24 protein-coding genes are annotated in these 25796 nt (G+C 61.4%); 21 read left to right on the top strand and 3 right to left on the bottom strand.

Going from position 1 to position 25796, the window contains the following annotated elements; genetic code table 11:
- Nucleotides 1-44: 44 nt before the first annotated feature.
- From L8U58_RS04630 to L8U58_RS04675, 10 genes are all read left to right on the top strand, one after another.
- Nucleotides 45-1379, top strand: a complete 1335-nt coding sequence (locus L8U58_RS04630) for a type VII secretion-associated protein (RefSeq protein ID WP_269954784.1) — start codon at nt 45-47, stop codon at nt 1377-1379.
- Nucleotides 1380-1572: 193 nt separating this feature from the next.
- On the top strand, nt 1573-1860 hold the full coding sequence (locus L8U58_RS04635) for a WXG100 family type VII secretion target (RefSeq protein ID WP_034980294.1): 288 nt from the start codon (nt 1573-1575) through the stop codon (nt 1858-1860).
- 39 nt (nt 1861-1899) lie between these two features.
- Nucleotides 1900-2181, top strand: a complete 282-nt coding sequence (locus L8U58_RS04640) for a WXG100 family type VII secretion target (protein WP_034971118.1) — start codon at nt 1900-1902, stop codon at nt 2179-2181.
- Nucleotides 2182-2576: 395 nt separating this feature from the next.
- A complete protein-coding gene (locus L8U58_RS04645) occupies nt 2577-3503 on the top strand; it encodes a PRC and DUF2382 domain-containing protein (RefSeq protein ID WP_269954785.1) in 927 nt (308 codons plus the stop codon).
- Nucleotides 3504-3753: 250 nt separating this feature from the next.
- A complete protein-coding gene (rplM, locus tag L8U58_RS04650; RefSeq protein ID WP_034971121.1) occupies nt 3754-4197 on the top strand; it encodes a 50S ribosomal protein L13 in 444 nt (147 codons plus the stop codon).
- A complete protein-coding gene (gene rpsI / locus L8U58_RS04655; RefSeq protein WP_034971122.1) occupies nt 4197-4757 on the top strand; it encodes a 30S ribosomal protein S9 in 561 nt (186 codons plus the stop codon). The genes rplM and rpsI overlap by 1 nt, the downstream gene beginning before the upstream one ends.
- Before the next feature lie 178 nt (nt 4758-4935).
- A complete protein-coding gene (gene glmM / locus L8U58_RS04660; RefSeq protein ID WP_070552186.1) occupies nt 4936-6279 on the top strand; it encodes a phosphoglucosamine mutase in 1344 nt (447 codons plus the stop codon).
- Between the two features lie 91 nt (nt 6280-6370).
- Entirely contained in the window at nt 6371-6679 is a 309-nt protein-coding gene (locus L8U58_RS04665; RefSeq protein WP_034971124.1) for a hypothetical protein, read from the top strand.
- Nucleotides 6676-8247 carry a PspC-like choline-binding domain-containing protein gene (locus L8U58_RS04670; protein WP_269954786.1) on the top strand — a complete coding sequence of 524 codons (1572 nt, stop codon included), beginning with the start codon at nt 6676-6678 and terminating at the stop codon, nt 8245-8247. The genes L8U58_RS04665 and L8U58_RS04670 overlap by 4 nt, the downstream gene beginning before the upstream one ends.
- Nucleotides 8244-8471, top strand: a complete 228-nt coding sequence (locus L8U58_RS04675) for a hypothetical protein (RefSeq protein ID WP_269954787.1) — start codon at nt 8244-8246, stop codon at nt 8469-8471. The genes L8U58_RS04670 and L8U58_RS04675 overlap by 4 nt, the downstream gene beginning before the upstream one ends.
- A gap of 51 nt (nt 8472-8522) precedes the next feature.
- Here L8U58_RS04675 and L8U58_RS04680 read toward each other — a convergent pair whose 3' ends face one another.
- Entirely contained in the window at nt 8523-9398 is an 876-nt protein-coding gene (locus L8U58_RS04680) for a dienelactone hydrolase family protein (RefSeq protein ID WP_269954811.1), read from the bottom strand.
- Nucleotides 9399-9459: 61 nt separating this feature from the next.
- Here L8U58_RS04680 and glmS point away from each other — a divergent pair, with 61 nt between their 5' ends.
- The 6 genes from glmS to groL all read left to right on the top strand — a co-directional run bounded on the left by glmS (nt 9460) and on the right by groL (nt 18526).
- Nucleotides 9460-11322, top strand: coding sequence for a glutamine--fructose-6-phosphate transaminase (isomerizing) (gene glmS, locus L8U58_RS04685; protein ID WP_269954788.1), 1863 nt, complete (start codon nt 9460-9462; stop codon nt 11320-11322).
- Between the two features lie 78 nt (nt 11323-11400).
- Nucleotides 11401-13086, top strand: a complete 1686-nt coding sequence (alr, locus tag L8U58_RS04690; protein ID WP_269954789.1) for an alanine racemase — start codon at nt 11401-11403, stop codon at nt 13084-13086.
- 317 nt (nt 13087-13403) lie between these two features.
- Complete coding sequence (gene tsaD / locus L8U58_RS04695) at nt 13404-15920, top strand: tRNA (adenosine(37)-N6)-threonylcarbamoyltransferase complex transferase subunit TsaD (RefSeq protein ID WP_034976965.1); 2517 nt, start codon at nt 13404-13406, stop codon at nt 15918-15920.
- An 80-nt stretch (nt 15921-16000) separates the two neighbouring features.
- A complete protein-coding gene (locus L8U58_RS04700; protein ID WP_034971136.1) occupies nt 16001-16429 on the top strand; it encodes a hypothetical protein in 429 nt (142 codons plus the stop codon).
- A gap of 165 nt (nt 16430-16594) precedes the next feature.
- The gene (gene groES, locus L8U58_RS04705; protein WP_013889160.1) at nt 16595-16894 is read left to right on the top strand and encodes a co-chaperone GroES; all 300 of its coding nucleotides are present in this window, start codon (nt 16595-16597) and stop codon (nt 16892-16894) included.
- A gap of 12 nt (nt 16895-16906) precedes the next feature.
- Entirely contained in the window at nt 16907-18526 is a 1620-nt protein-coding gene (gene groL, locus L8U58_RS04710; RefSeq protein WP_034976967.1) for a chaperonin GroEL, read from the top strand.
- A gap of 135 nt (nt 18527-18661) precedes the next feature.
- Here groL and L8U58_RS04715 read toward each other — a convergent pair whose 3' ends face one another.
- Complete coding sequence (locus tag L8U58_RS04715) at nt 18662-18967, bottom strand: WhiB family transcriptional regulator (RefSeq protein WP_034971141.1); 306 nt, start codon at nt 18965-18967, stop codon at nt 18662-18664.
- 375 nt (nt 18968-19342) lie between these two features.
- Here L8U58_RS04715 and L8U58_RS04720 point away from each other — a divergent pair, with 375 nt between their 5' ends.
- On the top strand, nt 19343-19972 hold the full coding sequence (locus L8U58_RS04720) for a sigma-70 family RNA polymerase sigma factor (protein ID WP_338078541.1): 630 nt from the start codon (nt 19343-19345) through the stop codon (nt 19970-19972).
- A 130-nt stretch (nt 19973-20102) separates the two neighbouring features.
- Nucleotides 20103-21005: a hypothetical protein gene (locus L8U58_RS04725; protein ID WP_269954790.1), complete on the top strand. Its 903-nt coding sequence runs from the start codon at nt 20103-20105 to the stop codon at nt 21003-21005.
- Between the two features lie 43 nt (nt 21006-21048).
- On the opposite strand, the gene L8U58_RS04730 is transcribed toward L8U58_RS04725, so the two are convergent.
- Entirely contained in the window at nt 21049-21447 is a 399-nt protein-coding gene (locus L8U58_RS04730) for a DUF5319 domain-containing protein (protein ID WP_034971311.1), read from the bottom strand.
- Nucleotides 21448-21603: 156 nt separating this feature from the next.
- Here L8U58_RS04730 and L8U58_RS04735 point away from each other — a divergent pair, with 156 nt between their 5' ends.
- The 3 genes from L8U58_RS04735 (at nt 21604) to L8U58_RS04745 (ending at nt 25777) form a co-directional block, all read left to right on the top strand.
- Nucleotides 21604-22854, top strand: coding sequence for an ATP-binding protein (locus tag L8U58_RS04735; RefSeq protein ID WP_269954791.1), 1251 nt, complete (start codon nt 21604-21606; stop codon nt 22852-22854).
- 181 nt (nt 22855-23035) lie between these two features.
- A complete protein-coding gene (gene guaB / locus L8U58_RS04740) occupies nt 23036-24571 on the top strand; it encodes an IMP dehydrogenase (protein WP_034971145.1) in 1536 nt (511 codons plus the stop codon).
- Between the two features lie 39 nt (nt 24572-24610).
- On the top strand, nt 24611-25777 hold the full coding sequence (locus L8U58_RS04745) for a GuaB3 family IMP dehydrogenase-related protein (protein WP_034971146.1): 1167 nt from the start codon (nt 24611-24613) through the stop codon (nt 25775-25777).
- Nucleotides 25778-25796: the final 19 nt, after the last annotated feature.

Below are 25796 nucleotides of genomic sequence, written 5' to 3' on the forward strand. Positions count from 1 at the left end.
GAGTGCCTGTCCGCGAGAAAATCAATTGGGGGAAGAGTATGAGGATGGATCAGAGGCTGGGTGATTCCCGGGGGCTGTTGGCGGAATCGCTGTCCTTGCAAGAATCGGGTGTGTTGGTCAGTGGGATGACCGTCACGGACCTTTCCACAGGGTTCGTGGTGGCCGGAGATGCGCAGACACAGCATCCCGAGTACCTGCTGTACAGCACGACATCGGGCTCCGAAGGGGTGCCGGATGTCGAGTTTCAGCGGTCGGGTTTGAGCCTGGGGCGGCTGTCGGAACTCTTTGAACTGGTAAGCGAAGTGTTGGAGCAGCGCAAAGACTATCCGGACGTGGTGGCGGTGAATCCGCCGGAGCCACGCGTGTATTTCCCCTGGGGAATAGGGCTCCGGGCAGTCGACGTGCTGGTGACGGGATCCTTCGCCGTGGAGGTGGTGCGCTACCTGCGAATCATGGGTATCCGGGCGCGCTTGGTGGATAACGAAACGGTGCTGCGTGTGGCCAGTGAGTTGGCGGTAGCGGAGCAGCAATTGGAACACCTGGGTCTAGCACGGACTTCGGAAGCGGTGTTACCGGCGGAGCCAGCGGAAGAATCCGATGCAGAGGCGGATGCCCGAACACTCGAGGAGCGGGATGTGCGAGGGGAACGAGAGGAACGAGATGAATGGGATGAGGAGGATAAGGAGAGCCGGAGGCTTGCGATCGCCTTGGCAGCTTTGGCGCTGTTCATCGTCGGCGGCGTGATTGCGACGTTTACTGTCTTTGACTCACAGCCGACTGAAGGAACAACGCAGGAGCCTGATCTAGCCGCAGCCCCCGATGGGGCTGTGCAGAGTGGGGAAGTGCAGAACTCCGATGTACAGAGCCCTGATGTGCAGAGCCCCGATGTACAAGGCGGGGAGGTGACGACGAGGGAACCGTTCCCCGAGCCTCGCAAGAACGGTGCCACCGTGGCAGAGCACAGCGCGCGACGTGCGGATATCCCAATCAGTGTAAACGTAGATGGCTGGCACCTTGGGGGTGCGACGAGGTCGCGGGAAGAGTACGTCGGTGACGATGACGGAATGCGCGTGCTGGTGGCGGCGAAGCAAACCCCGCTGAAGACTCAAAACGAGCTGGACGCAGCTCTGTTGAACGCGCTGAATGACGTGGGGCGGGTAGAGGCGAATGGAGTGACCGTCGTATCGACCCAGCCGGTTAGCTACGAGGAGACCTATGCGAACTCGACCACGTTGTGGCACGTGCGGCTCGTCGACGGACACCAGATTTCGGTGGGCTGCCAGTACCGGCAGTGGAATAAGCAAAGGGAAAAGGTGTGCCAGGAGTTCGTGAACACCGCCCGGCCGGAAAAGGTGGAGGGCGGCCCGCCTGAAGTGTAGCGATCGCAGCCGTTGGCGCCGATCACAAAGAAATTCACCAGAAGCAGTGAACCTTTAAGTGGGCCGGTGAGTATAACTCTTTTGATGGCGCCATCAACAGGGGATACCCGGCGACATAGAAGACATGGAAGGCACGCATCAGTGCTTGCATGTAACGGTTTTGCATTCAGATTCTTTGAGGGGGAGTTAGAGCATGAGCTTTAGAACAGATGTCAGCACGATGAACCAGGCGGCGTCGAACGTCGACCGTGTGAAGAACGAGGTTCAGGGGGAGCTGTCTCGACTACGCGGGGTAGTGGAAGAGGTTTCTGGTAGCTGGAAGGGCCAGGCACAGGCTTCGTTCCACTCGCTTATGCAGCGGTGGGATGACAATGCGCGAAAGCTGAATGAAGCGCTGCAGAGCATTGCGGACAACATTCGCGCTAACGCCGGTGACTTCGATAGCACCGACGCAGACAATGCTTCGACGTTCAACGTCTAGGAACAAGAGAAGGCCAAGAAGAGAAGAAGGGGATAGAAGATGATTCAGTACAACTTTGCACAGATCAGTAATGCCGCGGACGATATTAACCGTGGCAATTCCACGATCAATGGTCTGCTCGGCGATCTGAAGCGAGACCTGCAGCCCATGGTGAATGAATGGGAAGGCGCTGCTTCCGACAGCTACCAGGCTGCGCAGAAGAAGTGGGACGATTCCGCGCAGGAGATCAACGATGTGTTGGGGCAGATCTCCCGCACGGTTCGCCAGGCGAATGATCGTATGAACGAAATCAACACCAACGCTGCAAACAGCTGGGCCTAAACACTTGTAAGAGCTTCGGTTCGCTGTTTTTCTCCGTCAGAGCGTTCAGCCCTCCCCGAGCAGTTTCGGGGAGAGCTGAACGCTTTCTTTTCTGACGCGGTCACGCGTGGGTAGCGACAGTGAAGCCGGGTTGATCGGAAACGTAATGGAATCTTAACCCTGGGGATTGAGCTGGCGGTTCGTTGATGAAATCTGCTTCAGCAGGTCGTTTGCGCCGATGTTGGTTGAAAAGTCAATAAATCCATACGTAGCGTCGTCGATGTACGGGAAACAGAAAGACAATCAGCGATCACCACGCTGAAGTCACACCACTATGTAACTCCCAAATGTTGGTACTCACCAAGCAAAACCTAACCCGTATTGCGTACCGACTTGGCGAAAGGATTTATTAGCTAATGAGCAACGACATCAAGGATCTGTTCAAGGCAACCGCTTACGACAACGCCGGCGACAAGCTGGGCAGCGTGAAGGAAATCTTCGTTGATGACCAGTCCGGCCAGCCGACTTTCGTTGAGGTCAACCACGGCCTGTTCGGCATGAACTCCAGCCTGGTTCCGATGCGCGGCCACAAGTTCGACGGCGAGAACCTGAACCTGGCCTTCGCAAAGGATCGTGTGAAGGACGCGCCGGACTTCGACGCTGACCAGGCGCTGACCCCGGAGCAGCAGAACGAGATCTACCGCCACTACGGGCTGGACAATGTCGAAGACACCACCCGCTACGGCGACACCGCTGGTCAGCAGGGCACCGGCGAAGAGCGCAGCACCCTGGAGCGCCACGAGGCTGCCGGTGGTAGCGCCGCAGATGGTGTTGGCGCTGCTGGCGCTGGTGTTGCGGGTGCTGGCGCTGGTGTTGCGGGAGCTAACTCCGGCGCTACCGAGCGCGACGCTGCACAGACCGGCGATGCTGCTAACACCGCCGCTAGCCGCGAGGCTGCCGTAAACAACGAGGGCGAGATCATCCGCTCCGAAGAGCGTTTGAACGTTCAGAAGGATAAGGTGCAGACCGGCGAGGCACGCCTGCGTAAGTACGTTGTCACCGACACTGAGACCGTCGAGGTTCCGGTCACCCGCGAAGAGGTTCGCGTGGAGCGCACCCCGATTTCCGCAGACGAGGCTGCTAATTACAAGGGCTCCATCGACGAGGGCGGCCAGGAAGCATCCGTGACTCTGAGCGAAGAGCGTGTCTCTGTCAACAAGGAAACCGTGCCGGTGGAGAAGGTATCCCTGAACAAGGAGCAGATCACCGAGACCGAGCGTCACACTGAGGAGCTCCGTAAGGAGCAGATCGACACCGACGTAGACGGCGGCGTCAACTCCTAAAAACCTCAACTCCCGACAACCGCGCGATCCCTGGCTCCGCACCTTCCCATCGAGGAAGGGGAGACGGGGATTTTTGGTGTTCGTGCCGGACTGTAGTAAATTCCCAAGGGTTGTGTGCATGCCGCTCGAAAGGTTTCGGGTTCATGCATTTCTGCGGGTCACAACCGGCCGCCGCAGAAGCGCTCAAGTATTCAGCTTTAAGTGTTCATCTGGCTGGCAGTTCCAAGATCAAGACTTTTAGGAGTCCACTGTGACTACTTTCCACCCGAAGAGCGGTGACATTACCCGTAAGTGGTACGTCATCGACGCCACCGATGTGGTGCTGGGTCGTCTTGCTGTTACCGCAGCTGACCTGCTGCGCGGCAAGAAGAAGCCTTACTACGCACCCAACGTTGACTGCGGCGACAACGTCATCATCATCAACGCCGACAAGGTTCACGTTTCCTCCAACAAGCGCGAGCGCGAGATGCGCTACCGTCACTCCGGCTACCCGGGTGGTCTGAAGACCATGTCCCTGGGTCGTTCCCTGGAGCTGCACCCGGAGCGCGTTATCGAGGAGGCAGTGAAGGGCATGATGCCGCACAACAAGCTGTCCCGCGCGTCCATCAAGAAGCTCCGCGTCTTCGCTGGCCCGGAGCACACTTTCGAGGCCCAGAAGCCTGAGACCTACGAGATCAAGCAGGTGGCACAGTAATGACCGAGTACAACGAGAACGTAACCGACGAGCAGAACGTTGCCGTCGAGGACAACTACGAGGGCGAGTACACCGCTGCCGATGCAGTGAACGAAGAGTTCGTTGCCACCATCGGTGACTCCGTCGCTTCCGAGGACGACGCTGAGCAGGTTGCTGCTGAGCCGGTTCTGTACGAAGGCCCCATCCAGACCGTTGGTCGTCGTAAGGAAGCTGTCGTCCGCGTCCGCATGGTTCCGGGCTCTGGCGAGTTCGTTTGCAACGGCCGCACCCTGGAGGACTACTTCCCGAACAAGCTGCACCAGCAGCTGATCAAGGCTCCGCTGGTTCTGCTGGACCGCGAGAACCAGTTCGACATCCACGCAAACCTGAACGGTGGCGGCCCCTCCGGTCAGGCTGGTGCTTTCCGCCTGGCTATCGCCCGTGCACTGAACAAGTACAACCCGGCCGAGCGCACTGAGCTGAAGCGCGCTGGCTTCCTGACCCGCGACGCTCGTGCAGTGGAGCGCAAGAAGGCCGGTCTGCACAAGGCGCGTCGTGCCCCGCAGTACTCCAAGCGTTAAATCGCCTCCTTCCTTTTTTGGTGGCGACGCCCCCTCATTCCAGCCGTACAACATGTCGGCTGGGGCGAGGGGGTTTCCCTTTTTGTCGCGCTTTCTATCCTTTTCTTCAGGCCTCTTTTTCTAAGTCCGGGAGTGGCAGGCATAGTGTCAGGGGGTTGACCGGGTAACATTTCGCCCCATGGGTAAATTGTTCGGAACTGATGGTGTGCGCGGCCTGGCGAACAAGAAGCTGACTGCGCCGTTGGCGATGAAGCTGGGTGCTGCCGCCGCACGCGTGTTGGTATCCAAGGAGGAAGTGGGCGGGCGCCGCCCCACCGCCGTGGTCGGCCGCGATCCGCGCGTATCGGGGGAGATGCTGATGGCTGCGCTGTCGGCAGGCATGGCCTCGCAGGGCGTGGATGTGCTGGACGTCGGCGTGATCCCGACGCCGGCCGTAGCCTTCCTCACCGATGATTTCGGTGCCGACATGGGCGTGATGATCTCCGCCTCCCACAACCCAATGCCAGATAACGGCATTAAGTTCTTTGCGGCTGGTGGGCGCAAGCTGCAGGATGATGTGGAAGACGCCATCGAGGCCACGATGCTGGAGCTGCCCGAATCCGGACCAACTGGTGCCGCAATCGGACGCATCCTTGACGAGTCCCACGATGCGCTGGAACGCTACCTGGCGCACGTGGGCACGGCCATTAATCACCCACTGGATGGCATCCGCGTGGTGGTGGACTGTGCCAATGGAGCGGCATCGACCGCCGCACCGGAAGCGTATCGCCAGGCCGGAGCAGACGTCGTGGCTATTCACAGCCGCCCGAATAGCTTCAACATCAACGATGGTGTGGGCTCTACCCACATTGACGTGCTGCAGAAGGCCGTCCTGGAGCACCAGGCGGACCTGGGGCTGGCACACGATGGCGATGCGGACCGTTGCCTGGCCGTCGATTCCGAGGGCAACGTGGTGGATGGCGACCAGATCATGGCCATCATTGCGCTGGCGATGAAGGAAAACGGAGAGCTTAAGCAGAACACCCTCGTGGCCACTGTGATGTCCAACCTAGGGCTGAAGCTGGCCATGCGGGCAAACGGAATCAAGGTCCTGGAAACCCAGGTCGGCGACCGCTACGTGCTGGCCGAGCTGTTGGCCTCTGATCTTTCGCTGGGCGGCGAGCAGTCGGGGCACGTCATTATCTCTGAGCACGCAACCACCGGCGACGGCACCCTGACCGGACTGACCTTGATGGCGCGCATGGCGCAGACGGGTAAGCCCTTGTCCGAGCTGGCGAAGATCATGACGGTGCTGCCGCAGACGCTGATCAACGTGCCGGTGGCGGATAAATCCGTCATCGCCGACGACGAGCGGGTGGTGGAGGCCATCGCGAAGGCAGAAGAGGATCTGGGCGATGCAGGCCGTGTGCTGCTGCGCCCCTCTGGCACTGAAGAGCTGTTTCGTGTGATGGTGGAAGCTGCTGATCCTGGGACGGCGCGTCGTATCGCCGGCAAGCTAGCGGCTGTTGTGGCGGAGGTTTAAGCCTGCCCACGATGTTGGGAATCTTCCGTGAACCTTTTGTGCTTCCGCACGGTCTAACTGTGCGGAAGGATCAAAGGGGGAATAAAAGGTCGTGGAAGAGTTACAAGTGGATCCGCTGGTCGCTGCGGACAGAGCAGCGAAGGTGCGGGGCGAACAGGAAAGCTGGGTATCCCATCTGGGTGGAAACCGCCCTCAAGTTTCTGCCGCTATTTTTGGCGCGGGGCTGCAAGAAAAGGCTCAAGAATTTCTTTCCCTTGTGGATCAGGGGCATTCGGTGCGCATCAGCCATGCCGAGCGCATGGTCAAAGCGGGGGAAGATCTTGTCGGGTTAGCTGGCCGCGTGGGGGACGCGGATCAGGATAACTCCACACGCTTGGGTGAAGGGAGCGTGTGGGCATGACGGCTTCGTTGGATATACGTCTGAACGCTGCGCTTGATGTGATGGCCCGCTTCGGTGCACCGGTGGAGGAGGCGAAAGCTGCGGCGTCATTTACCAATGGCATGAATCCCGAAGCGATCAGAGTGTCGCTAGGGCCGGCGAGCAACAGCAAGCGACAAGCGCCGGGAGGCGAAGCGGAGAAAGACGCGAAAGATAGCTTCCGTGGCTTGGGGGATGGTCGGCCGGGGAAGGCGACTGAGAAGGCGGGGAAGGAGCAGCGGGATCACGAGCGATGCGTCCAGGATCGTTGCGTGGCGGTGCGAAATACTGCCGATGTGATGGGGGAATCCTCGGAGACCGCGGTGAGCTCTATCGAGGGGATCGCCGAAAAGCTAGAGCTTTTTGCGTTTCTGGGGGTCGGCCTGGTTGGCGGTGGAAAGCCGCTGTTGGAAGTGCTGGCGAAGCTTGCGGGAAAGTTGTCGAAGAACATCCTGCACAGTCGTAACAACTGTCTGAATAAAACCATGGACACGTTGATTAAGGATGCAAAGCCCGCCGCCGAACCCGGCAATTCCAAGAAGCCTGTCTGCGAGGATCCGCGCCCTGCGGAAACGAAGTGTCCCGAGCAAGCTAAGGAACCTCCGCGGTGCGAGCAGCCAGTACAGCCCGCAGAGAAGCCCGCGGATACCCCGGCGGAAAAGCCTGCAGAGCCACCTGCGGTAAAGGCTCCGGCGCCAGTGCAAGCGGAAGAGCCTCAGACGGTCACTCGTCCGGCGATGGCCCAGACACCTGTGCCAGCGCCAGCGCCGAGTCCCGCGCCTGCACCAGAGCAAGTCCCGGTTCCGTCGCCTCCACCCGCATCGATGCCGGAGCAGACGCGCGTGGAGGTGCCACCCGCGCAGCCGGCGCCACCTCCACTAGCAGGCTGCCTACAGATCAACATGCAGGGGGCAATGAGGCTATGGGGCGACTTTGTCCATTGCGTGACGGAGCTTCTTACCCCGCCAGTTGAGGAATGTCCGGTGCCGCAGTCGGATCCTGCACCGCAACCAGATCCAACGCCGCAACCGGACCCGAAACCGGAGCCAGAACCCAAGCCGGAACCGGAACCAGCTCCCGAGCCGAAGCCCGCGCCGGAACCAGACCCGAAACCTGAACAAGTCGTGCAGAAGGACGAATGCGAGGAAGCCCAGCATAAGCCTGCACACGCACACGTCTGCGAGGAAAAGCCCGCCCCTGAGCCGAAGCCTGAACAGGCAGAGGCTAAGCCAGAGCCAGCCCCTAAACCAGAGCCAGCCCCAGCGCCGGAGCCGGCACCTAAGCCGGAACCAGCTCCAGCGCCGCAACCGGATCCACAGCCGAATCCACAGCCGGAGCCTCCGCGCTGTGAGCCCCCAGTCCCAGAGCAGAAGACAGAACCCAAACCAGCCCCAGAGCCCACTGCGCCTGCCGCGCCATCACAGCAGTGGAAGCCTGATATCTGGGTTGCGGCAGCGGGTTCTGCTTCGATTGAGATGGAAGGTGCCTCTGTGGAACTGGCAGGAGCAGCGGCGGTGGGCGTCGGAATAGAAAGGAGCGGTGAGTGGTGAACCGACAAGAGGAATTAGCGACGCGCTACCAGCGCATCGTCGATGAATATATGGCAGAAGTAGAAGAATCGGTGCGAGAGTTTGAAGAAACCCTGAAGGAATGCACCCGGCAGCTTGAGGAAGCGAAGGAGTCGCGGCGGGGAGCGAAGGTAGATCAGGTTGGGGAATCCCGCCAGGTGGGCAATCACGGCACCCAAGGAATGCGCGGAAGGATCTTCGACTAGTTACGTCCGGAGTCCCAAGTAGATGCACCCATCAACCGGGGGGAGACTAACCTAGAAGATTTCGCTCAGGCGCTCTTCTAGATCCACGTTCTCGGGCAGGTTCTTGTACAGCTCGTGCTGGGTGGCAATGCGGGTCTTCTTCAGCTCCGCGTGGCTATCGCGGAAGGACTTGTACTTGCCCTTATCCTCCGCCAGAACAAAGCCCGTCAGCAGGCCACGGACCAGCTCCTGCTGGCTGAACTGCGGCAGGCCAGAGCCCAAGGCAAAGTTGCGGCCGTAGTTTTCGCTAAAGCTGGTGGAAGAAGCGCTCAGCAGTTCGCGGTAGACCACGTCACCGCCCCAGTTGGCGGCCATACGCTTCGCGTTGCCCCTCGGGGTTTCGCCCAAACGGCCAGCCTCCAGGACCAGGCCAGGGGCCTTTACGTACTTTGCGGCTTCCGTTGCATCCGGGGAAGTATCCGCAGGGTACACAGCCATAACGCCGGCAATGGTGGGTTCGGTTTCGTAGCCCTTCAGCTCGCTGCGGTGACTACGCCCCGTCGCAGCCAGCACGGCAGCCGAGGCGCCCATGCCATGACCAGCGAGGTACAGATCATTCGGCTGTACCGTGACGTTGCCGTTGCCGAGGCGCACACCGGCCAGGATCTGCAGTGCGGTCTCCAGGTCGGCGGCGAAGCCACGGTGGTTGGCCGCCAGGCCGGTCTCCGTATCCGGCGCGGCTACGGCGAAGCCCCAACTTGCCAGGTGGCGCAAAGTTGCGTGGTAGCTGTGCACCCCAACACGCCAGTCGTGACCGAAGGCGATGCCCGGAATTCCCTTGCCCTCGGCGGGGGTGTACACACGCCCCGGAATTCCGGCGAAGTTCAGGTCACCGACCATCACGCGGTGTGGGCCGCGCTTGCCCAAGCGAGTAATTAGGTTATTAATCTTATCTGCCACAGCCCCACAGCTTACCGAAATCAAGTGGCCATTGTGTATCGTCAGAGGCATGTGTGCAATTGTTGGCTACGTAGGTAACTCCGAGGCTCTCCAAATCGGGTTGGACGCGCTGGAGCGAATGGAATATCGCGGATACGATTCCGCAGGCATCGCAGTTGTCGAGCAGGACTCCCTGCACATCGAAAAGAAGGAAGGCAAACTGCAAAACCTCATCGACCGTATCGATGAGGTAGGTCGCGATGACTTCCACGGCACCGCCTGCATCGGCCATACCCGCTGGGCAACCCACGGTCGGCCTAATGACGTCAACGCGCACCCGCACCGTTCCTTCGACGGCAAAGCCGCCATCGTCCACAACGGCATCATCGAAAACTTCTCCACCCTGCGTGCAGAACTCGAAGCCGCCGGCATCGAATTGGAATCCGAAACCGACTCCGAAGTCGCCGCACACCTGCTGGCGCTCGCCTACAACGAAGGCGAGACCGCAGGCGACTTCCAAGCCTCCGCGCTGAAGGTTCTATCCCGACTCGATGGTGCTTTCACCGTGCTGTTCGTTCACGACGATCACCCGGGCACCATCGTCGCCGGTCGTCGTTCCACCCCGCTGATCGTCGGCGTGGGCGAGGGCGAGATGTTCCTGGGTTCCGACGTTGCAGCCTTTATCGACCGCACGAAGAACGCCGTAGAGCTGGGGCAGGATAACGCGGTGGTTATCACCCCCGACTCCTACGATATTTACGACTTCGACGGCAACCCGGTAGAAGGCAAGCCCTTCACCATCGACTGGGACCTGGATGCTGCACAGAAGGACGGCTTTGATTCCTTCATGATGAAGGAAATCCACGAGCAGCCCGCTGCCGTCCGCGACACCCTGGCCGGTCACTTCGACGGCCGCCGAATCGTGCTGGACGAGCAGCGCCTGTCCGATGAGGATCTGCGTGGCGTAGAAAAGGTCTTCGTTGTCGCTTGTGGCTCGGCCTACCACTCTGGCCTGCTGGCTAAGTACGCCATCGAGCACTGGGTTCGCCTTCCCGTCGAGATCGAGGTCGCCAGCGAGTTCCGCTACCGCGACCCGGTTCTGGACCAGCGCACCCTCGTCGTTGCTGTTTCCCAGTCCGGCGAGACCGCCGACACGCTGGAGGCGGTGCGTCACGCGAAGATGCAGGGCGCCCGCGTACTGGCGGTCTGTAACACCAACGGTTCGCAGATCCCACGCGAATCCGATGCCGTGCTGTACACCCACGCCGGCCCGGAGATCGGCGTGGCTTCCACGAAGGCTTTCCTGGCGCAGGTTGCGGCGAACTACCTGGTCGGCTTGGCTTTGGCCCAGGCGCGCGGCACGAAGTACGCCGACGAAATCGCGGAGATTTACTACGCGCTGGAGGCTATCCCCGAGAAGATCGAGAAGACTCTCGAGCTGCGCGACCAGATCCTGGAGCTGTCGAAGGAACTCGGCCCGGTGAAGACCATGCTGTTCCTGGGGCGCCACGTGGGCTTCCCAGTTGCGCTCGAGGGCGCGCTGAAGCTGAAGGAGCTGGCCTACATCCACGCCGAGGGCTTCGCCGCCGGTGAGCTCAAGCACGGCCCGATTGCCCTGATCGAGGACGATTTGCCCGTCGTCGTGGTCGTGCCCAGCCCGAATGGCCGTCCGGTGCTGCACTCCAAGATCGTTTCTAACATTCAGGAGATCCGCGCCCGCGGTGCGAAGACCATCGTTATCGCCGAGGAAGGCGACGAGGCCGTGCGCCCCTTCGCCAACTGGCTGCTGGAGATCCCGGGTACTACGTCGCTGATGCAGCCGCTGCTGTCCACGGTGCCGCTGCAGTTCCTGGCCGCCGACATCGCCCGCGAGTGCGGCAACCAGGACATCGACAAGCCGCGTAACCTCGCCAAGTCCGTCACTGTCGAGTAGCTGCGGGTTCTTTCTTAGTGACGCCCCCTGCCGTGCCCTTTTCCTAGGATTCCAGGAGGGGTGGCTAAGGTTATGAACATGTCGGATCGTCACCTTGCGGAATTAGTCGTTGACCTGGATGCCATTGCGCACAATGTGCGCGTGTTCCAGGAGGCTGCGGCGCCAGCCGGGGTGATGGCAGTAGTGAAGGCCGATGCCTACAACCACGGGGTAGATGTGGTTGCTCCCGCCATGTTGGACGCGGGCGTGGAACAGCTCGGCGTGGCCACGCTAGGGGAGGCATTGCACCTGCGCGGGATCCTCAATGACCTGGGGGAGCGCCATCATTCCACCCCGATCACCGCGTGGATGTGGATGCCGGGCGATGAGTTGGCGGACGTCTTTGCTGCAGGAATTACCGTTGGCGTGCCCTCACTGGCACACGCGAAATCTCTGGTGGAGCAGGCCGAGCGGGCGCTACGGGAAACGCAGGTCAGTGCTCCCGTGCGCGCCTCCCTCATGGTGGATACCGGCCTTTCCCGCTCCGGGGTAAGCCCTGCCGAGTGGCAGCAGACCGTGGAGCTGCTGGCGGCCCACACAGATTGCGTAGATATCACCGGCGTGATGAGCCACATGGCCAGCGCTGACGAGCCCCAGTCGGAAGCAAACGATCTGCAGGCCACTCGCTTCGCGCAGGCCATCGAGTTCTGCCGCAACCACGGTCTGTCGGTGCCCTGCAATCACATTGCAAACACACCGGCAACGCTCAACCGCCCTGATTTGGCTTATGAGTTGGTACGACCGGGCGTCGGACTATACGGCATCGACCCGGCAGGCGCGGGCGTAGAGCTACGACCGGCGATGACGCTGCGCGCTCGCGTGATAACGACTCGCGTGGTGCCGAAGGGGGAGGGCGTGAGCTACAGCCACACGTGGCGGGCGCAACGCGATACCCGCACTGCCGTGGTGGCGCTGGGCTACGCCGATGGACTGCCCCGCAGCGTCTCCGGCAAGATGCAGGTGACGATCAACGGGAAGGCTTATCCGCAGATCGGACGGGTCTGTATGGATCAGATCGTCGTGGAGCTGGGGCCGGCGGACGGCGCAGAGGCGGAGACCAGCGCCGTGCAGCCAGGCGACTGGGCGGTGATCTTCGGCGAAGGCGGAACAAGCATCGACGAGTTCGCGGAGCTGGCCGGAACGATCAGCTACGAGGTGCTGACGATGCCACGCGGCCCACGGATCGCACGGGTGTTCCGCGGAGGGAGCCCCGACTTTTCCGGCGATGGTTCTCGCACCGTGGCGACCGCCGACGACATGCGGCACCTGGGTGAACAGCTGGGGGCGCAGCTAGAGGCGGGGACCGTCGTGGTGCTGTCCGGTCCGTTGGGCGCGGGCAAGACGACTCTGACCCAGGGGTTGGCGGCCGGTCTGGGGGTGAAAGGGCGCGTGCAATCGCCGACGTTCACCATCGTGCGGACGCACCGCGCCGGGCAGCGTGGGGTCGGGCTGTTGCACATGGATGCCTACCGCCTGCTGGGCGCGGATGTGGACGAGGGGATCGAACCGGGGCGTCACATCGACCGCAACGAGGTGCTCGATGCACTGGAGAGCCTGGACATCGACGCGGATATCGACGACGTGGTCGTGGTCGCAGAGTGGGGGCGCGGCGTGGTGGAGCCCTTGAGCGACAAGGTGCTGGATGTGCAGATCGACCGGGGTAGCGTGAGTGGCGCCGCGGATGCTGCCAGCGAAATCCGCACCGTGACCTGGCGCTGGGTCTAGCGTTCCGCTGTGCTGTATCTCGCAGCGTTGAATTCCGCCGCGGCGTATTCTGGCAATTTCTTAGGAAAATCTATGGAACCTCTCGGCAAGACTTGCTTTTTGTCCCTGCGCTGTGTAAAAATAGTTGACGAATCACCGTGAGGGGTGTTTCACAAGACGCTGGCACTGAAGGGCCTGATCAACCCGCCAGGCGTACACAGTCCCTGAGAGGTTTACTGCGAGAGCCTCTCGGGGACTTCTTGTTTTTCCGGGCCGCTGTCTGGACGCTCCACCCGTGCGCTTGGTGCCCACCCCGCACCCCGGCCTAGAATATCCCCATGATTAACGTGCTGGCCGTCGATACCTCCACCAATTACGTCACCTGCGGTGTTGTTCAGGTCTCCGCGAACGGCCAGGTGCGCGTGCTCACCGAGCGCCTCGTGGATAACGTCCGCGGCCACATGGAGCTCCTCGCGCCCAATATTCAGGCCTGCTTGACCGAGGCGAAGCTGTCCCCTCGCGACCTGCACACCGTCGTTGTGGGCACCGGCCCGGGGCCATTCACGGGGCTGCGGGTAGGTATGGCTACTGCTGCTGCTTTTGGTGACGCCCTCTCGATCCCCGTCCACGGCATTCCCAGCGCGGCCGCCACGGCCTGGGAGCACGCAACCTCCCAGGTCGGATCGAAAGCCTTCGGCGACTACCTGATCGTCTCCGATGCCCGGCGCCGGGAGTTCTACCACTCGCGTATAAGTTTTTTCGCGGGGTCGGCAGGGCGGCTGTGTTCTGAGGTGCAGGTTCCGGCGTCGGTTCACTCTCCCGACGTGGTGCGGGATATCCAGCAGGAACTCGACCGCTGGCCTTTGCGGGTGCTAAGCGCTTCCGCGGTCGCGGACCAGGCGCAGGAGCTTTTCGGGTCCCTGCAGAATTGCCAGGTGGAGAGCCTGGATGCCCATCCCACGCCTCGGGGGCTAGTGCTTGCGGCACTGGAATCCCTCGGTTCCGTTCCGGGATTGTTGGCCGACGCGCCCGCACTCCGCGCGCTCTACCTGCGCCGCCCGGATGCACAGGAGCCAAAAGCAAAGGCGATTTCTAAGGCGCTGGACTTCTCCCGCGTGCAGGAGTTGGGCGTTCAAGAGGAAGAAGCGGGTCAGAACAGCGCCTACGCAGTCGACCCTGACATCGCCGGTGTAGATAGGAAGGCCAATGGCCAAGCTGCCCGGGTCCGCCTGCTTGCGCCCACCGACGCACCCGCCTGCGCGGACATAGAGAAAGTCCTCTTCCCCGAGGATTCCCCCTGGTCCGCGGAGGCCTTTGCCAGCGAGATCGCCGCGCCGCACACCCACTGCCTCGGTCTGGAAGTCACCGATCCCGCGAACGAACCTCAGCTGGTCGGCTATGCCATTCTCGCCGTCGGCGGCCCCGCCCAGGATCCGGAAGGGGAGATCCACACCATCGGCCTCCTCCCCGAATTCCAGGGCAGTGGCCTGTCCAAGCTTCTGATGGATCCGCTCATCGCTGTCGCCGATCGCCTGAGCGCCCCGGTATTCCTTGAGGTGCGCACCGACAATCAGCCCGCCGTCGGCCTATACGAACGCTACGGCTTCACCATCGAGGGCACGCGCAAGGCCTACTACCAGCCCTCTGGTGCCGATGCCTTCACCATGGTGCGCCCTGGTTCTATTGATGACGCCACCCCAGCCTCAGAAGCCAAAGCCTCAGAGGACGGTGACCGGGATCGGCCGCGCTACATCATGGGCATCGAGAGCTCCTGCGATGAGACCGGCGTGGGGATCGTCGCTAGCACTGTCACTGATGATGGTGACGCAGCGCAGCTAGAGATCATTGCCAACCAGGTGGCCTCTTCGATGGAGCAGCACGCCCGCTTCGGCGGAGTGGTCCCGGAGATCGCCTCCCGCGCGCACCTCGAAGCAATGCAGCCGACCATGCGGGCCGCCTTGGCGGAGGCACGCGAGCGCGTCCCCGGTTTCCGCATCCCGGACGTGGTGGCCGCGACGGTGGGCCCCGGCCTGGCCGGAGCGTTGCTGGTCGGCGCGGCGGCCGCGAAGGCTTACGCCTTGGCGTGGGAGGTGCCGTTCTACGGAGTGAACCACCTGGGCGGGCATGTGGCTGTCGGAACTCTCGCAGAGGATGTCGCAGAGGGAGCCGGCGCCAGCACCGGCACTGACAGAGACCTCAGCAACGCCATTGCCCTGCTAGTTAGTGGCGGGCACACACAGATTCTGCATGTCACTGGCGCGGGCGCGCCGATGGAGGAACTCGGCAGCACGCTGGACGATGCCGCCGGCGAGGCCTACGACAAGGTCGCCCGACTGCTGGGACTGGGGTACCCCGGCGGGCCGGTCATCGACCGTCTGGCCTCCCAGGGCAACCCGCAGGCCATTGCGTTTCCCCGCGGAATGATGCGACAACAGGATTCACGCTACGACTTCTCGTTCTCCGGCCTTAAGACCGCCGTTGCCCGATACGTGGAAACTGCGGATCGGGAGGGTGCAACCATTCCCATCGAAGACGTGTGCGCTTCCTTCCAGGAGGCAGTGGTGGACGTCCTTGTCACCAAAGCCCTGCGCGCCTGCGAGGATAAGAATGCCCGCGTGATGCTGCTCGGCGGAGGTGTTTCCGCGAATAAACGCCTGCGTGAGGTGGCGGCCGAAAGGTGCGGAGAAGTGGGCGTCGAACTAAAGATTCCGCAAGCAAAGCTGTGCACCGACAATGGCGTGATGATTGCGGCACTGGCCGCGCGACTCGTTGCGGCGGGGGAGGAGCCGAGTGGTTTATCGACGCCGACTGACCCTTCGCTGGACGTGGAAGAGCCTGTCCTGCGCAATCCCTAATTTGCTGGCAAAATGTGGGGTGCCTATGTAAAAAGCGAAAGCCTTTCATCAAGTATCCATCAAATATCTAGGAGCTCACAATGGCACGCAGCATGCTGGTAACGCCCGACCTTCAGGCGAAGGAACTCGACATCGAACTTTCGGAGGCCGCCGACGTACTGGGGGGTAGTGCACAGGATCGCCTGCACGTCGTTTTCGTGGAGAGTGGCCTGACGGTTGCTGCTGTTTATTCTTCCGACGCGCGTAAGGCTGAAAACCCGGAGCCGAACCCACTGGCTTCCATGGGGCGCAAGGAACAGGAAACGGGCGATTCCGCCTTTATCTCCGACCCGACCCGCGCGATCCTCGGCCCGGTTCTGTTCGTGGGTGACGAGGGCGCGGACCTGACGGACGAGGACATCGAGTCGATCCACAACGGCATTCGTGCGGTAGAGAATTACAAGGCAGATAACGCCAAGGACTACCAGCTCTGGCACGACGCAGTGATTAACCTGACGAAGGGTATCTAACGCCGGGGGTTTGTTGAGCGTTAGCACTTGCGAGGGTAGAGTGCCAGATAGGTTGTTTGACTCACAGTTGTTCACCCGCGACGACGGCTGTATCTGGAAAACCAACCGGCACAACAGTTCACAAGAGTGAAACCCTACAGCTCGAATACACGGAGGTATTCAATCGTGGCTAACGTCAACATCAAGCCCCTCGAGGACCGCGTTCTCGTGCAGATCGTCGAGGCAGAGACGACCACCGCATCCGGCCTGGTCATCCCGGACTCCGCAAAGGAGAAGCCGCAGGAGGCAACCGTTATCGCAGTAGGCCCCGGCCGCTGGGCAGATGACGATGACCGCATCCCGATGGATGTTAAGGAGGGCGACACCGTCGTCTTCTCCAAGTACGGCGGCACCGAGCTGAAGTACAACGGCGAAGAGTACCTGCTGCTGAGCCAGCGCGACATCCTGGCCGTCATCGAAAAGTAAGCGGGTAGCTGCATGTCGAAACTCATCGCATTTGATCAAGAAGCCCGTGAAGGGCTGCAGAAGGGCGTAGACGCCCTGGCGGACGCGGTGAAGGTGACCCTAGGCCCGCGCGGCCGCAACGTCGTGCTGGACAAGGCCTTCGGTGGGCCGACCGTAACCAACGATGGCGTGACCATTGCACGCGACATCGACCTGGCGGATCCCTTCGAGAACCTGGGCGCCCAGCTGGTCAAGTCCGTAGCTATCAAGACCAACGACATCGCCGGCGACGGCACCACCACCGCCACCCTGCTGGCGCAGGCTCTGATCAACGAGGGCCTGCGCACGGTGGCTGCCGGTGCCAACCCGATTGCCGTGAACCGCGGTATCGCGGAGGGCACCGAGCGTGTTCTGGAGCTGCTACGCGAGATGGCACAGCCTGTTGCTGACAACGCGGCCATCGCCAACGTTGCTACCGTTTCCTCCCGTGACGAGAAGATCGGCGCCATGGTTGCCGATGCTTTCGACAAGGTGGGCAAGGACGGCGTGGTGACCGTTGAAGAATCCCAGTCCATCGAAGACGAGTCCATCGTCACCGAGGGTGTGTCCTTCGACAAGGGCTACCTGTCCCCGTACTTCGTCACGGATCAGGAGACCGGCCACGCTGAGCTGGAGAATCCGCTGATCCTGCTGGTGCGCGAGAAGATCTCCTCTCTGCCGGACTTCCTGCCGGTGCTGGAGAAGGTCGCTAACTCCGGCAAGCCGCTGCTGATCGTCGCCGAGGATATCGAGGGCGAGCCGCTGCAGATGCTGGTGCTGAACGCGATCCGCAAGTCCCTGAAGGTAGCAGCGGTGAAGTCTCCGTACTTCGGTGACCGCCGCGCGGCATTCATGGACGACCTGGCCATCGTGACCGGCGGTACCGTGATCGACAGCGAGCTGGGCCACAAGCTCTCCGAGACCACTCTGGAGCAGCTGGGCTCTGCCCGCCGCGTGAACATCACGAAGGAAGAGACCGTACTGGTCGACGGTGCGGGTTCCGCAGAGGCAGTGGAGCAGCGCCGTAACCAGATTCGCGGCGACATCGAGCGCACCGACTCTTCTTGGGATAAGGAGAAGTTTGAGGAGCGCCTGGCGAAGCTGTCCGGCGGCGTAGCTGTGATCCGTGCCGGTGGCGCTACCGAGACCGAGGTCAACGAGCGCAAGCTGCGCATCGAGGATGCCATCAACGCTGCCCGCGCTGCTTCCCAGGAAGGCGTTATCGCCGGTGGCGGCTCCGCGCTGGTGCAGATCGCCGCCGAGATCGAGGAAATGTCCCGCCAGGCGGAAGGCGACGAGAGCATCGGCCTGCGCTCCCTGGCGCGCGCGCTGCGTCGCCCGACTTTCTGGATCGCCGACAATGCTGGCCTGGATGGTGCTGTTGTGGTTGCCAAGACCGCTGAGCAGCCCAATGGCTCCGGTTTCAATGCCGCCACCCTGGAGTACGGCAACCTGCTGGAGCAGGGCATCATCGATCCGGTAAAGGTGACCCACTCCGCTGTGGTTAACGCCACCTCTGTCGCCCGCATGGTGCTGACGACCGAGACCGCTGTGGTGGATAAGCCCGCCGACCCAGCCAAGCAGGCTGGTGCCCACGCAGGCCACGTGCACTAGTCATTCCGACTAGGCGCCTGGTCTCTGTGTCTGGTCACTGCGCCTGGCTGCTGTGCTTGGCTACCCGGCGGGTTAGCCAGGAACAAAGCGGGGGATGCTTCCCATTGTTTTGGGAAGCATCCCCCGCTTTCCTTTTTAGGAGGCTGCGCGGCGACCGCGGTTGCGCGAGGTGGGGCGCAGGATAGCGTCTCGCTCAGATTCGCTGAGGCCGCCCCAGATGCCATAGGGCTCGCCAACGCTGAGTGCATGGCTGCGGCACTGCTCAATGACTGGGCATTCGCGGCAGATAGCCTTGGCGCGGTGCTCGCGCATGGCGCGGGCGCGGCCACGCTCGCCGTCCGGGTGGAAGAAGACGGAGGAATCAGCGCCGCGGCATGCGCCGTGGAGTTGCCATTCCCAAGTCGAAGAAGCTGGTCCCGGAAGTTGGCTGGGCTGTGGCATTAGGTGGAAACTCCTCGTGAAAGTAAAGATGCTCACTTGTAGTGACGTCAGAGAGGTTCCAATCCTTAGATGAACTTTAGGTAACGAGGGAGTGCCCTAAGAGTATCTAGAGCCTGCACTGATGGAAGGTGATTACGTTTCCATATGCTTTCACCTGCGCTAACGCCCTTAGTTGAACAATGGATTAACTTGTTCTGCGCCACGCCCAGATTCCCCCAAAGGGGGTTAGGCTGGGCTCTTAGCTCTGCTCGACTTCACAGCTGGAGCACAGGTGATGTCCGAAAAAGCTGCGGGGCAAGCTGTATATATATGAATATTCTTGGAAAAAATGGGAACATGTTCTGAACGTGCGCAATTGCATGCACGTGAGGAGTAATGGATAGTTCAACCCAGGTTGATGAAGACGTTCGAAGGTATAGCGGAGTAAAAACGATGGCTGCATTGTGGGATGCGGATAAGGAGATTCAGGATCTCCTTCCAGCGGCCATTGCTCAGGATCGGCGCGCTGTGAACCGGCTAATAGAACTTGTGCACCCTAAGGTTGTCGTGTTCTGCCGTGGCAAGTTGGGGATGAACTCTTACCCGACGCCTGATGATGTAGCCCAGGATGTCTGCATCGCAATCGTTAAGGCGTTGCCGCGCTATGAGGATAAGGGCGCCCCTTTTATGGCCTTCGTTTATCGCGTGGCGCGGAACAAGGTTACTGACGCCTACCGTGCGCAGCAGCGGGACATGTCCGACCCTGCGGATGAGCTGCCAGAGGAAGAGTCTTTCGAAGAATCCCCTGAACAGGTGTATTTGAGCCAGGATGCCTGTAACGATTTTGCAAAGAAGCTCGATATCCTAGGTGAGAAATCAAGAGAAATCCTTATTCTGCGCGTTATTCACGGCTACTCCGCCGAGGAAACTGCGAAGATTGTAGGCTCCAAGCCCACTGCCGTCCGCGTTGCACAACACAGGGCAGTGGCGAAGTTGAAGAAGCATGGAATCATCACAAGCTCCTAGAGTCCTCCTGACAGGGCGCCTAGGAGCTGCGCCCCGGCTAGTGGATAGCGCGTGTGGCGTGGAGGCGAAGTCAGGGTATAAATTGTTAGCTACCGCCAGGTAGCGACCAGAACGAAAAGAGCTTAGCGCTATGGCACAGAATGACGACACCCAGGGATACGAGGAGAACTTCTCCTCGATCCTGGATCTCGATCGCATTCTTGACGCGATCGGGCAGGGGAAACCCATTCCGGAGACCGAGAGCTTCGACGCTAATGATCCGGTTTTCGCAGAGCTTGCTAACGCACGTAAGGATCTCTACCGCGATATTCCGCCTGCGCCAGATATGAGCCATCTCGTTGCCGATGACGGCAATGTTGCGTATGGCGATTTTGGCGCGCAAGAGGAATCGGGGGAGTCCACCGAGGGGAATTCTCGTTTCCTGCGTGCTGGTGCAAAGGCCGCGGCGGCCGGGGGGCTTTCTGTCACCAGCATGCTCATTGCAGGTGGCGTAGCTGCCGCTCTTGCCGTGGGTGGACTGGGGTACGCGGCGTACTCCAACTCGCACGATCCGCACATCAATCGTGAGACAGCAGCCAAGGAGGGCACTGCTGAGGTGCAGAGCCTCGAGGGTTCCGGTGACGGGGTAGCCGGCGGACGAGGTGGCGTCACCAACGAAGAGAACCTTGCGGAAGGTGACAAGGGCGAGCGCGAAGAGAAGGTCAGCAGTAAGCGAAGCCCCAAGAATGAGCCGAAGAAGACAAGCGCGGCGAGCTCGTCGGCACCCAAGGCAACGGTAGCGGAGATTCCGACGACGACCATCCTCCTGGGCGGAACGGGCACTCCGGTTCATGGTGCCGAGCCGGCAATGCCGTTGGGCGCTCCCGCGCCGACCAGCACCGTTGACGGGACGACGACAACGAAGTCACCTAAGCCGACCAGCACGTCTAGCGCTGTGCAAAGCACCACCGTGCCCGCGCAGCCGAAGGTGCCGACGCTCACTGACTACACGGCGCCGCGAGTCGGCGGTAGTGATGAGCCAGCAGACAAATAGTTAGCTGCTTGCTTTAAGGGCCGCTGGCTATTCGGCCTGCAGGCTATTTGCCCCACATAAATGGTGGGCGCAGGCCGTGGAGTGCGAAATCGATCGCGTCCGCGTAGCCGAGACAGTAGTCCCACGTCACGTAATCGTGAGGATTCGGCTGTGCGGATGGCTCATGCACGGGGACGAGCTCGTTGTTCAGCATCGTCTGAATGTTGGACTCGATGATGTCCCAGTCGTAGAAGTGATTCTCTTCGCAGTCCTCGCACAGCATCGCCACGCCCCGCACCCCGCGGGGTTCTAGAAGCTTGCGGAAATCCCGAACGTTCTTCAAATCCTCCCGTAGAGCCTGAACCTCATCGGGTGACAGCGGCGGAACGGACTCATCAAACTCGTCGGGATCCAGGAACGACGCTGGGTCGTTTGGGTCATCGGCGAAAGGGTCCGGCGGCATCTGATCGTGGTTAAAGCTCACACAAACACCGTACCCTGTGGCCGGTGGTAGAGGACAACAACGCCGACTGCCTACAAACTGCGGGATGAAATGTCTACAAACTGCGGGATGAAACGCTGATAAACTGTGGGATGAAATAGCTACAATCTGCGGGATGTGAATAAAGTGCCTGGTAAAGAAGCTGTAAATTACCTGCCGAGGGTCGAAGACAAACGGCTCAAAAGCGCCTTGGCGCGTGCTGGTGGGGTGTTAATTGAAGGTCCCAAAGGCTGTGGCAAATCTGCTACGGCACGGCAAGTTGCAGGCAGTTTCGTGCAAGTGGACACGGACCTCAACCTAGAGACGCAGCTCAACACCCTTCCGGATCTGGCGCTTCAGGGTGAAACACCGCGCGTATTCGACGAATGGCAAGAACAACCCCGACTGTGGAATCTGGTGCGGCACGAGATCGATCGGCGCCAGGCCCCGGGGCAATTTATCCTCACGGGTTCAACAGCGCCGGGAGAGGGGAAGTCCCGCCATTCGGGAGCCGGCAGGATCGCGCGGCTGCGGATGCAGACATTTAGCTTCTTCGAGTCTGGGCATTCAAACGGGGCTGTCTCCCTGGCGAAGCTGGTGGAAGAAGGCGAATTAGCGCACAATAACGAAACTGTGCTGGACGTGCGAGAGATTATTGATCGTATGGCCCACGGTGGGTGGCCAGGTAATAGAAACTTTTCCACGGCTGCAGCTCAAGAGAACCTGCGTAGCTATGCCGAAACCGTAGCGCACGTAGACATTAATGTCACCGATAGTAGGCGCCGGGATCCCGTGAAGGTCCAGGCACTCCTACGTTCCCTTGCGCGTGGCGTAGGGACGGAGCAGTCCATCAGTGCGATCGCTACAGATATAGACATTGATCGAACGACCGCCAGCGAGTACCTCACCGCCCTGCAGCGCATTTTCATTGCCGAAGAACAGCGCGCCTGGTCCTCACATTTACGCTCGCGTGCCAGCCTGCGCAAGGTTCCAAAGCGCCACCTTGCAGATCCTGCATTAGCCGCAGCAGTGCTAGAAGCGACTCCGGGGAAGCTATTGCAGAACCTCGACTTCACGGGGCAGCTGTTCGAATCCCAGGTGGTGCATGATCTGCGCGCGCTTTCGGGCAGGCAGATCTTCCACGCTCGCGATGCATCCGGGCTCGAGGTGGATGCAGTTTTCGAGATGGCGGGCAAGACAGTGTTGGTGGAGATCAAGTTGGGGCAAAGCCCCCAAGTGCTGGACAAGGCTGCCCAGAACCTACTGGCCTTTGCTGACAGGTTTACGTGGGACACACCCCCGCTTCTACTAATTGTTACAGGGGGCAACTTGAGCGTTCAGTTGCCAAGTGGTGTATTCGTCACTTCGCTGTCGCACTTGGCGCCATAGCTCGAACCACGTCGCGAGCTACCCGACTACTCAACCCCGGCAAACAAAAAGGCGCATCAAAGGGTTATTCTGTAGTACATCAGCGACAAGACGGCGAAAACTCCCTTGGCAATCACGCCCGGGCGGGTTTGGCTACCAGCAATTTCTAGAGGAAGGTCGGGCAACCGTGACGAACCCTGAGATGAACGCGAAAATCTACCCAGTTGCCACCGGGGGTGACGATCCCAACAAGGTTGCCCTGGTCGGCCTGACTTTCGACGACGTCCTACTGCTGCCCGCCGCATCCGAGGTGATCCCTTCTGGCGTGGACACTTCCACCCAGTTCACCCGCAACATCAACCTGAACATTCCGGTGGCTTCCGCCGCGATGGATACCGTCACCGAGGCTCGCATGGCCGTCGCTATGGCTCGCCACGGCGGCATCGGTGTGCTGCACCGCAACCTGTCCATCGAGGATCAGGCGCAGCAGGTGGAGATCGTCAAGCGCTCCGAAGCTGGCATGGTCACCGACCCGGTTACCGCGTCTCCGGATATGACGATTCAGGAAGTAGACGACCTGTGCGCCCGCTACCGCATCTCCGGCCTGCCGGTCGTGGATGACGAAGGCGTGCTGGTCGGCATCCTCACCAACCGCGACATGCGCTTCGAGACCGACTTCAGCCGCAAGGTCTCCGAGGCCATGACCCCCATGCCACTGGTCGTCGCCCAAGAAGGCGTGTCCGCCGAAGCCGCCCTGAGCCTGCTGTCTGAGCACAAGGTAGAGAAGCTGCCGATCGTCGATGGTGCTGGCAAGCTGACCGGCCTGATCACCGTCAAGGACTTCGCTAAGCGCGAGCAGTACCCGCTGGCAGCCAAGGATTCCTCCGGCCGCCTTCTGGCTGCCGCCGGCATCGGTACCGGCGAGGATGCATGGACCCGCGCAGGCAACCTGGTGGACGCTGGCGTGGACGTCCTGATTGTCGATACCGCCCACGCCCACAACCGCGGCGTGCTGGACATGGTTTCCCGCGTGAAGAAGGAATTCGGTGACCGCGTGGACGTTGTCGGCGGCAACCTGGCCACCCGCGAGGCAGCACAGGCAATGATCGAGGCCGGCGCTGACGCCATCAAGGTCGGTATTGGCCCGGGCTCCATCTGCACCACCCGCGTCGTAGCGGGCGTTGGCGCCCCGCAGATCACCGCCATCATGGAGGCATCCGTCCCGGCCAAGAAGGCTGGTGTGCCGATCATCGCCGACGGAGGCATGCAGTTCTCCGGTGACATCGCCAAGGCGCTGGCCGCTGGGGCGTCCACAGTAATGCTTGGCTCCATGCTCGCCGGATCGGCCGAGACCCCCGGTGAGATCGTGACCATCAACGGCAAGCAGTACAAGCGCTACCGCGGCATGGGCTCCATGGGCGCCATGCAGGGCCGTGGCCTGACCGGCGAGAAGCGCTCCTACTCCAAGGACCGCTACTTCCAGGCGGACGTGAAGTCCGAGGAGAAGCTGGTGCCGGAAGGCATCGAAGGCCGTGTGCCGTTCCGCGGCTCGATCAGCTCGATCCTGCACCAGCAGGTCGGCGGCCTGCGCGCTGCTATGGGCTACACCGGTGCGGCTACGATCGCGGAGCTGCAGAATGCGCGCTTCGTGCGCATCACCGGCGCGGGCCTGCGTGAATCCCACCCGCACGATGTGCAGGGAATCATGGAAGCGCCGAACTACAACCCGAACCGCTAAAGCACGCCAGCTTAAGCACGCTAAAGGAGCACGCCCTTCATGCAGGAATACGTAGACATCGGACGCTCGCGCACCGCGCGCCGGGTGTACGGCCTGAACCAGATTGACATTGTGCCGTCGAGGCGCACCCGCAGCTCGCACGATGTGGATACGTCGTGGAAAATCGACGCTTATTCCTTCGACATTCCCGTGATGACGCATCCGACCGACTCGATCGTCACTCCCGAGTTCGCCATCGAGTTCGGCCAGCTTGGCGGCCTGCCGGTTATCAACGCCGAGGGTCTGTGGGGGCGCGTGGATGACCTGGACGCGGCTCTGCGCGGGGTTGTTGAAGCTGCCCGAAAGGCCGAGGCTTTCCTGTTCGAAGAGCAGGGGAGTGACGCCACCTCGGTCCCAGATCTCTACGGCGCCAACGCGGAGCTCCAGCGCCTCCACGCGCTGGAACTGAACGTGGACCTGCTGCAGGAGCGCCTGGACAAGGTGCGGGAATCCGGCGTGCGCTTCGCCGTCCGTGTGTCCCCGCAGAACGCCCGTGAGCTCGCGCCGGTACTGATCAAGTCCGGCATGGACCTGCTGGTGGTCCAGGGCACCCTGGTCTCTGCAGAGCACGTACACCGCGACGGCGAGCCGCTGAACCTGAAGGAGTTCATCGGCAGCCTGGACATCCCGGTGATCGCCGGTGGCGTGGTGGACTACACCACCGCCATGCACCTGATGCGCACCGGTGCAGCGGGCGTGATCATCGGCTCCGGCCACACCACCAACAACGAGTCCCTGGGTATCGACGTGCCGATGGCCACCGCCATCGCCGACGCGGCTGCGGCACGCCGCGACTACTTGGACGAGACGGGTGGCCGCTACGTTCACATCATCGCCGACTCCTCGCTGCACAATTCCGGTGATGTAGCCAAGGCCATCGCCTGTGGCGCGGATGCTGTCTCTCTGGGGCTACCCCTGGCCACCGCAGCCTCCGCGGGTGCGCCGAACTGGTATTGGCCGTCCACCGCGGGCCACCCGAAGCTGCCACGTGGCCTGGTGGAAGAGGTAGGCCTGGGCGAGACACAGCCACTGGAAGAGCTGCTGTTCGGCCCGACCACCAACCCGATCGGTGGAGAGAACATCATCGGCGCCCTGCGTCGCTCGATGGCCAAGTGTGGTTACACGGACATCAAGAGCTTCCAGAAGGTCGACCTGGTCGTCCGTTAGTACAGAAAGAACACAACTG

Origin of the sequence: Corynebacterium macclintockiae, from assembly GCF_027570165.1 — a bacterium.
Taxonomy (GTDB): domain Bacteria; phylum Actinomycetota; class Actinomycetes; order Mycobacteriales; family Mycobacteriaceae; genus Corynebacterium; species Corynebacterium macclintockiae.

What these genes read in the sequence shown, in the direction of transcription:
- L8U58_RS04630 (WP_269954784.1), top strand. Translation starts at nt 45, where the DNA reads ATGGATCAGAGGCTGGGTGATTCCCGGGGGCTGTTGGCGGAATCGCTG.
- L8U58_RS04635 (WP_034980294.1), top strand. Translation starts at nt 1,573, where the DNA reads ATGAGCTTTAGAACAGATGTCAGCACGATGAACCAGGCGGCGTCGAAC.
- L8U58_RS04640 (WP_034971118.1), top strand. Translation starts at nt 1,900, where the DNA reads ATGATTCAGTACAACTTTGCACAGATCAGTAATGCCGCGGACGATATT.
- L8U58_RS04645 (WP_269954785.1), top strand. Translation starts at nt 2,577, where the DNA reads ATGAGCAACGACATCAAGGATCTGTTCAAGGCAACCGCTTACGACAAC.
- rpsI (WP_034971122.1), top strand. Translation starts at nt 4,197, where the DNA reads ATGACCGAGTACAACGAGAACGTAACCGACGAGCAGAACGTTGCCGTC.
- glmM (WP_070552186.1), top strand. Translation starts at nt 4,936, where the DNA reads ATGGGTAAATTGTTCGGAACTGATGGTGTGCGCGGCCTGGCGAACAAG.
- L8U58_RS04670 (WP_269954786.1), top strand. Translation starts at nt 6,676, where the DNA reads ATGACGGCTTCGTTGGATATACGTCTGAACGCTGCGCTTGATGTGATG.
- glmS (WP_269954788.1), top strand. Translation starts at nt 9,460, where the DNA reads ATGTGTGCAATTGTTGGCTACGTAGGTAACTCCGAGGCTCTCCAAATC.
- alr (WP_269954789.1), top strand. Translation starts at nt 11,401, where the DNA reads ATGTCGGATCGTCACCTTGCGGAATTAGTCGTTGACCTGGATGCCATT.
- tsaD (WP_034976965.1), top strand. Translation starts at nt 13,404, where the DNA reads ATGATTAACGTGCTGGCCGTCGATACCTCCACCAATTACGTCACCTGC.
- L8U58_RS04700 (WP_034971136.1), top strand. Translation starts at nt 16,001, where the DNA reads ATGGCACGCAGCATGCTGGTAACGCCCGACCTTCAGGCGAAGGAACTC.
- groL (WP_034976967.1), top strand. Translation starts at nt 16,907, where the DNA reads ATGTCGAAACTCATCGCATTTGATCAAGAAGCCCGTGAAGGGCTGCAG.
- L8U58_RS04715 (WP_034971141.1), bottom strand. Translation starts at nt 18,967, where the DNA reads ATGCCACAGCCCAGCCAACTTCCGGGACCAGCTTCTTCGACTTGGGAA.
- L8U58_RS04720 (WP_338078541.1), top strand. Translation starts at nt 19,343, where the DNA reads ATGGATAGTTCAACCCAGGTTGATGAAGACGTTCGAAGGTATAGCGGA.
- L8U58_RS04725 (WP_269954790.1), top strand. Translation starts at nt 20,103, where the DNA reads ATGGCACAGAATGACGACACCCAGGGATACGAGGAGAACTTCTCCTCG.
- L8U58_RS04730 (WP_034971311.1), bottom strand. Translation starts at nt 21,447, where the DNA reads ATGCCGCCGGACCCTTTCGCCGATGACCCAAACGACCCAGCGTCGTTC.
- guaB (WP_034971145.1), top strand. Translation starts at nt 23,036, where the DNA reads ATGAACGCGAAAATCTACCCAGTTGCCACCGGGGGTGACGATCCCAAC.
- L8U58_RS04745 (WP_034971146.1), top strand. Translation starts at nt 24,611, where the DNA reads ATGCAGGAATACGTAGACATCGGACGCTCGCGCACCGCGCGCCGGGTG.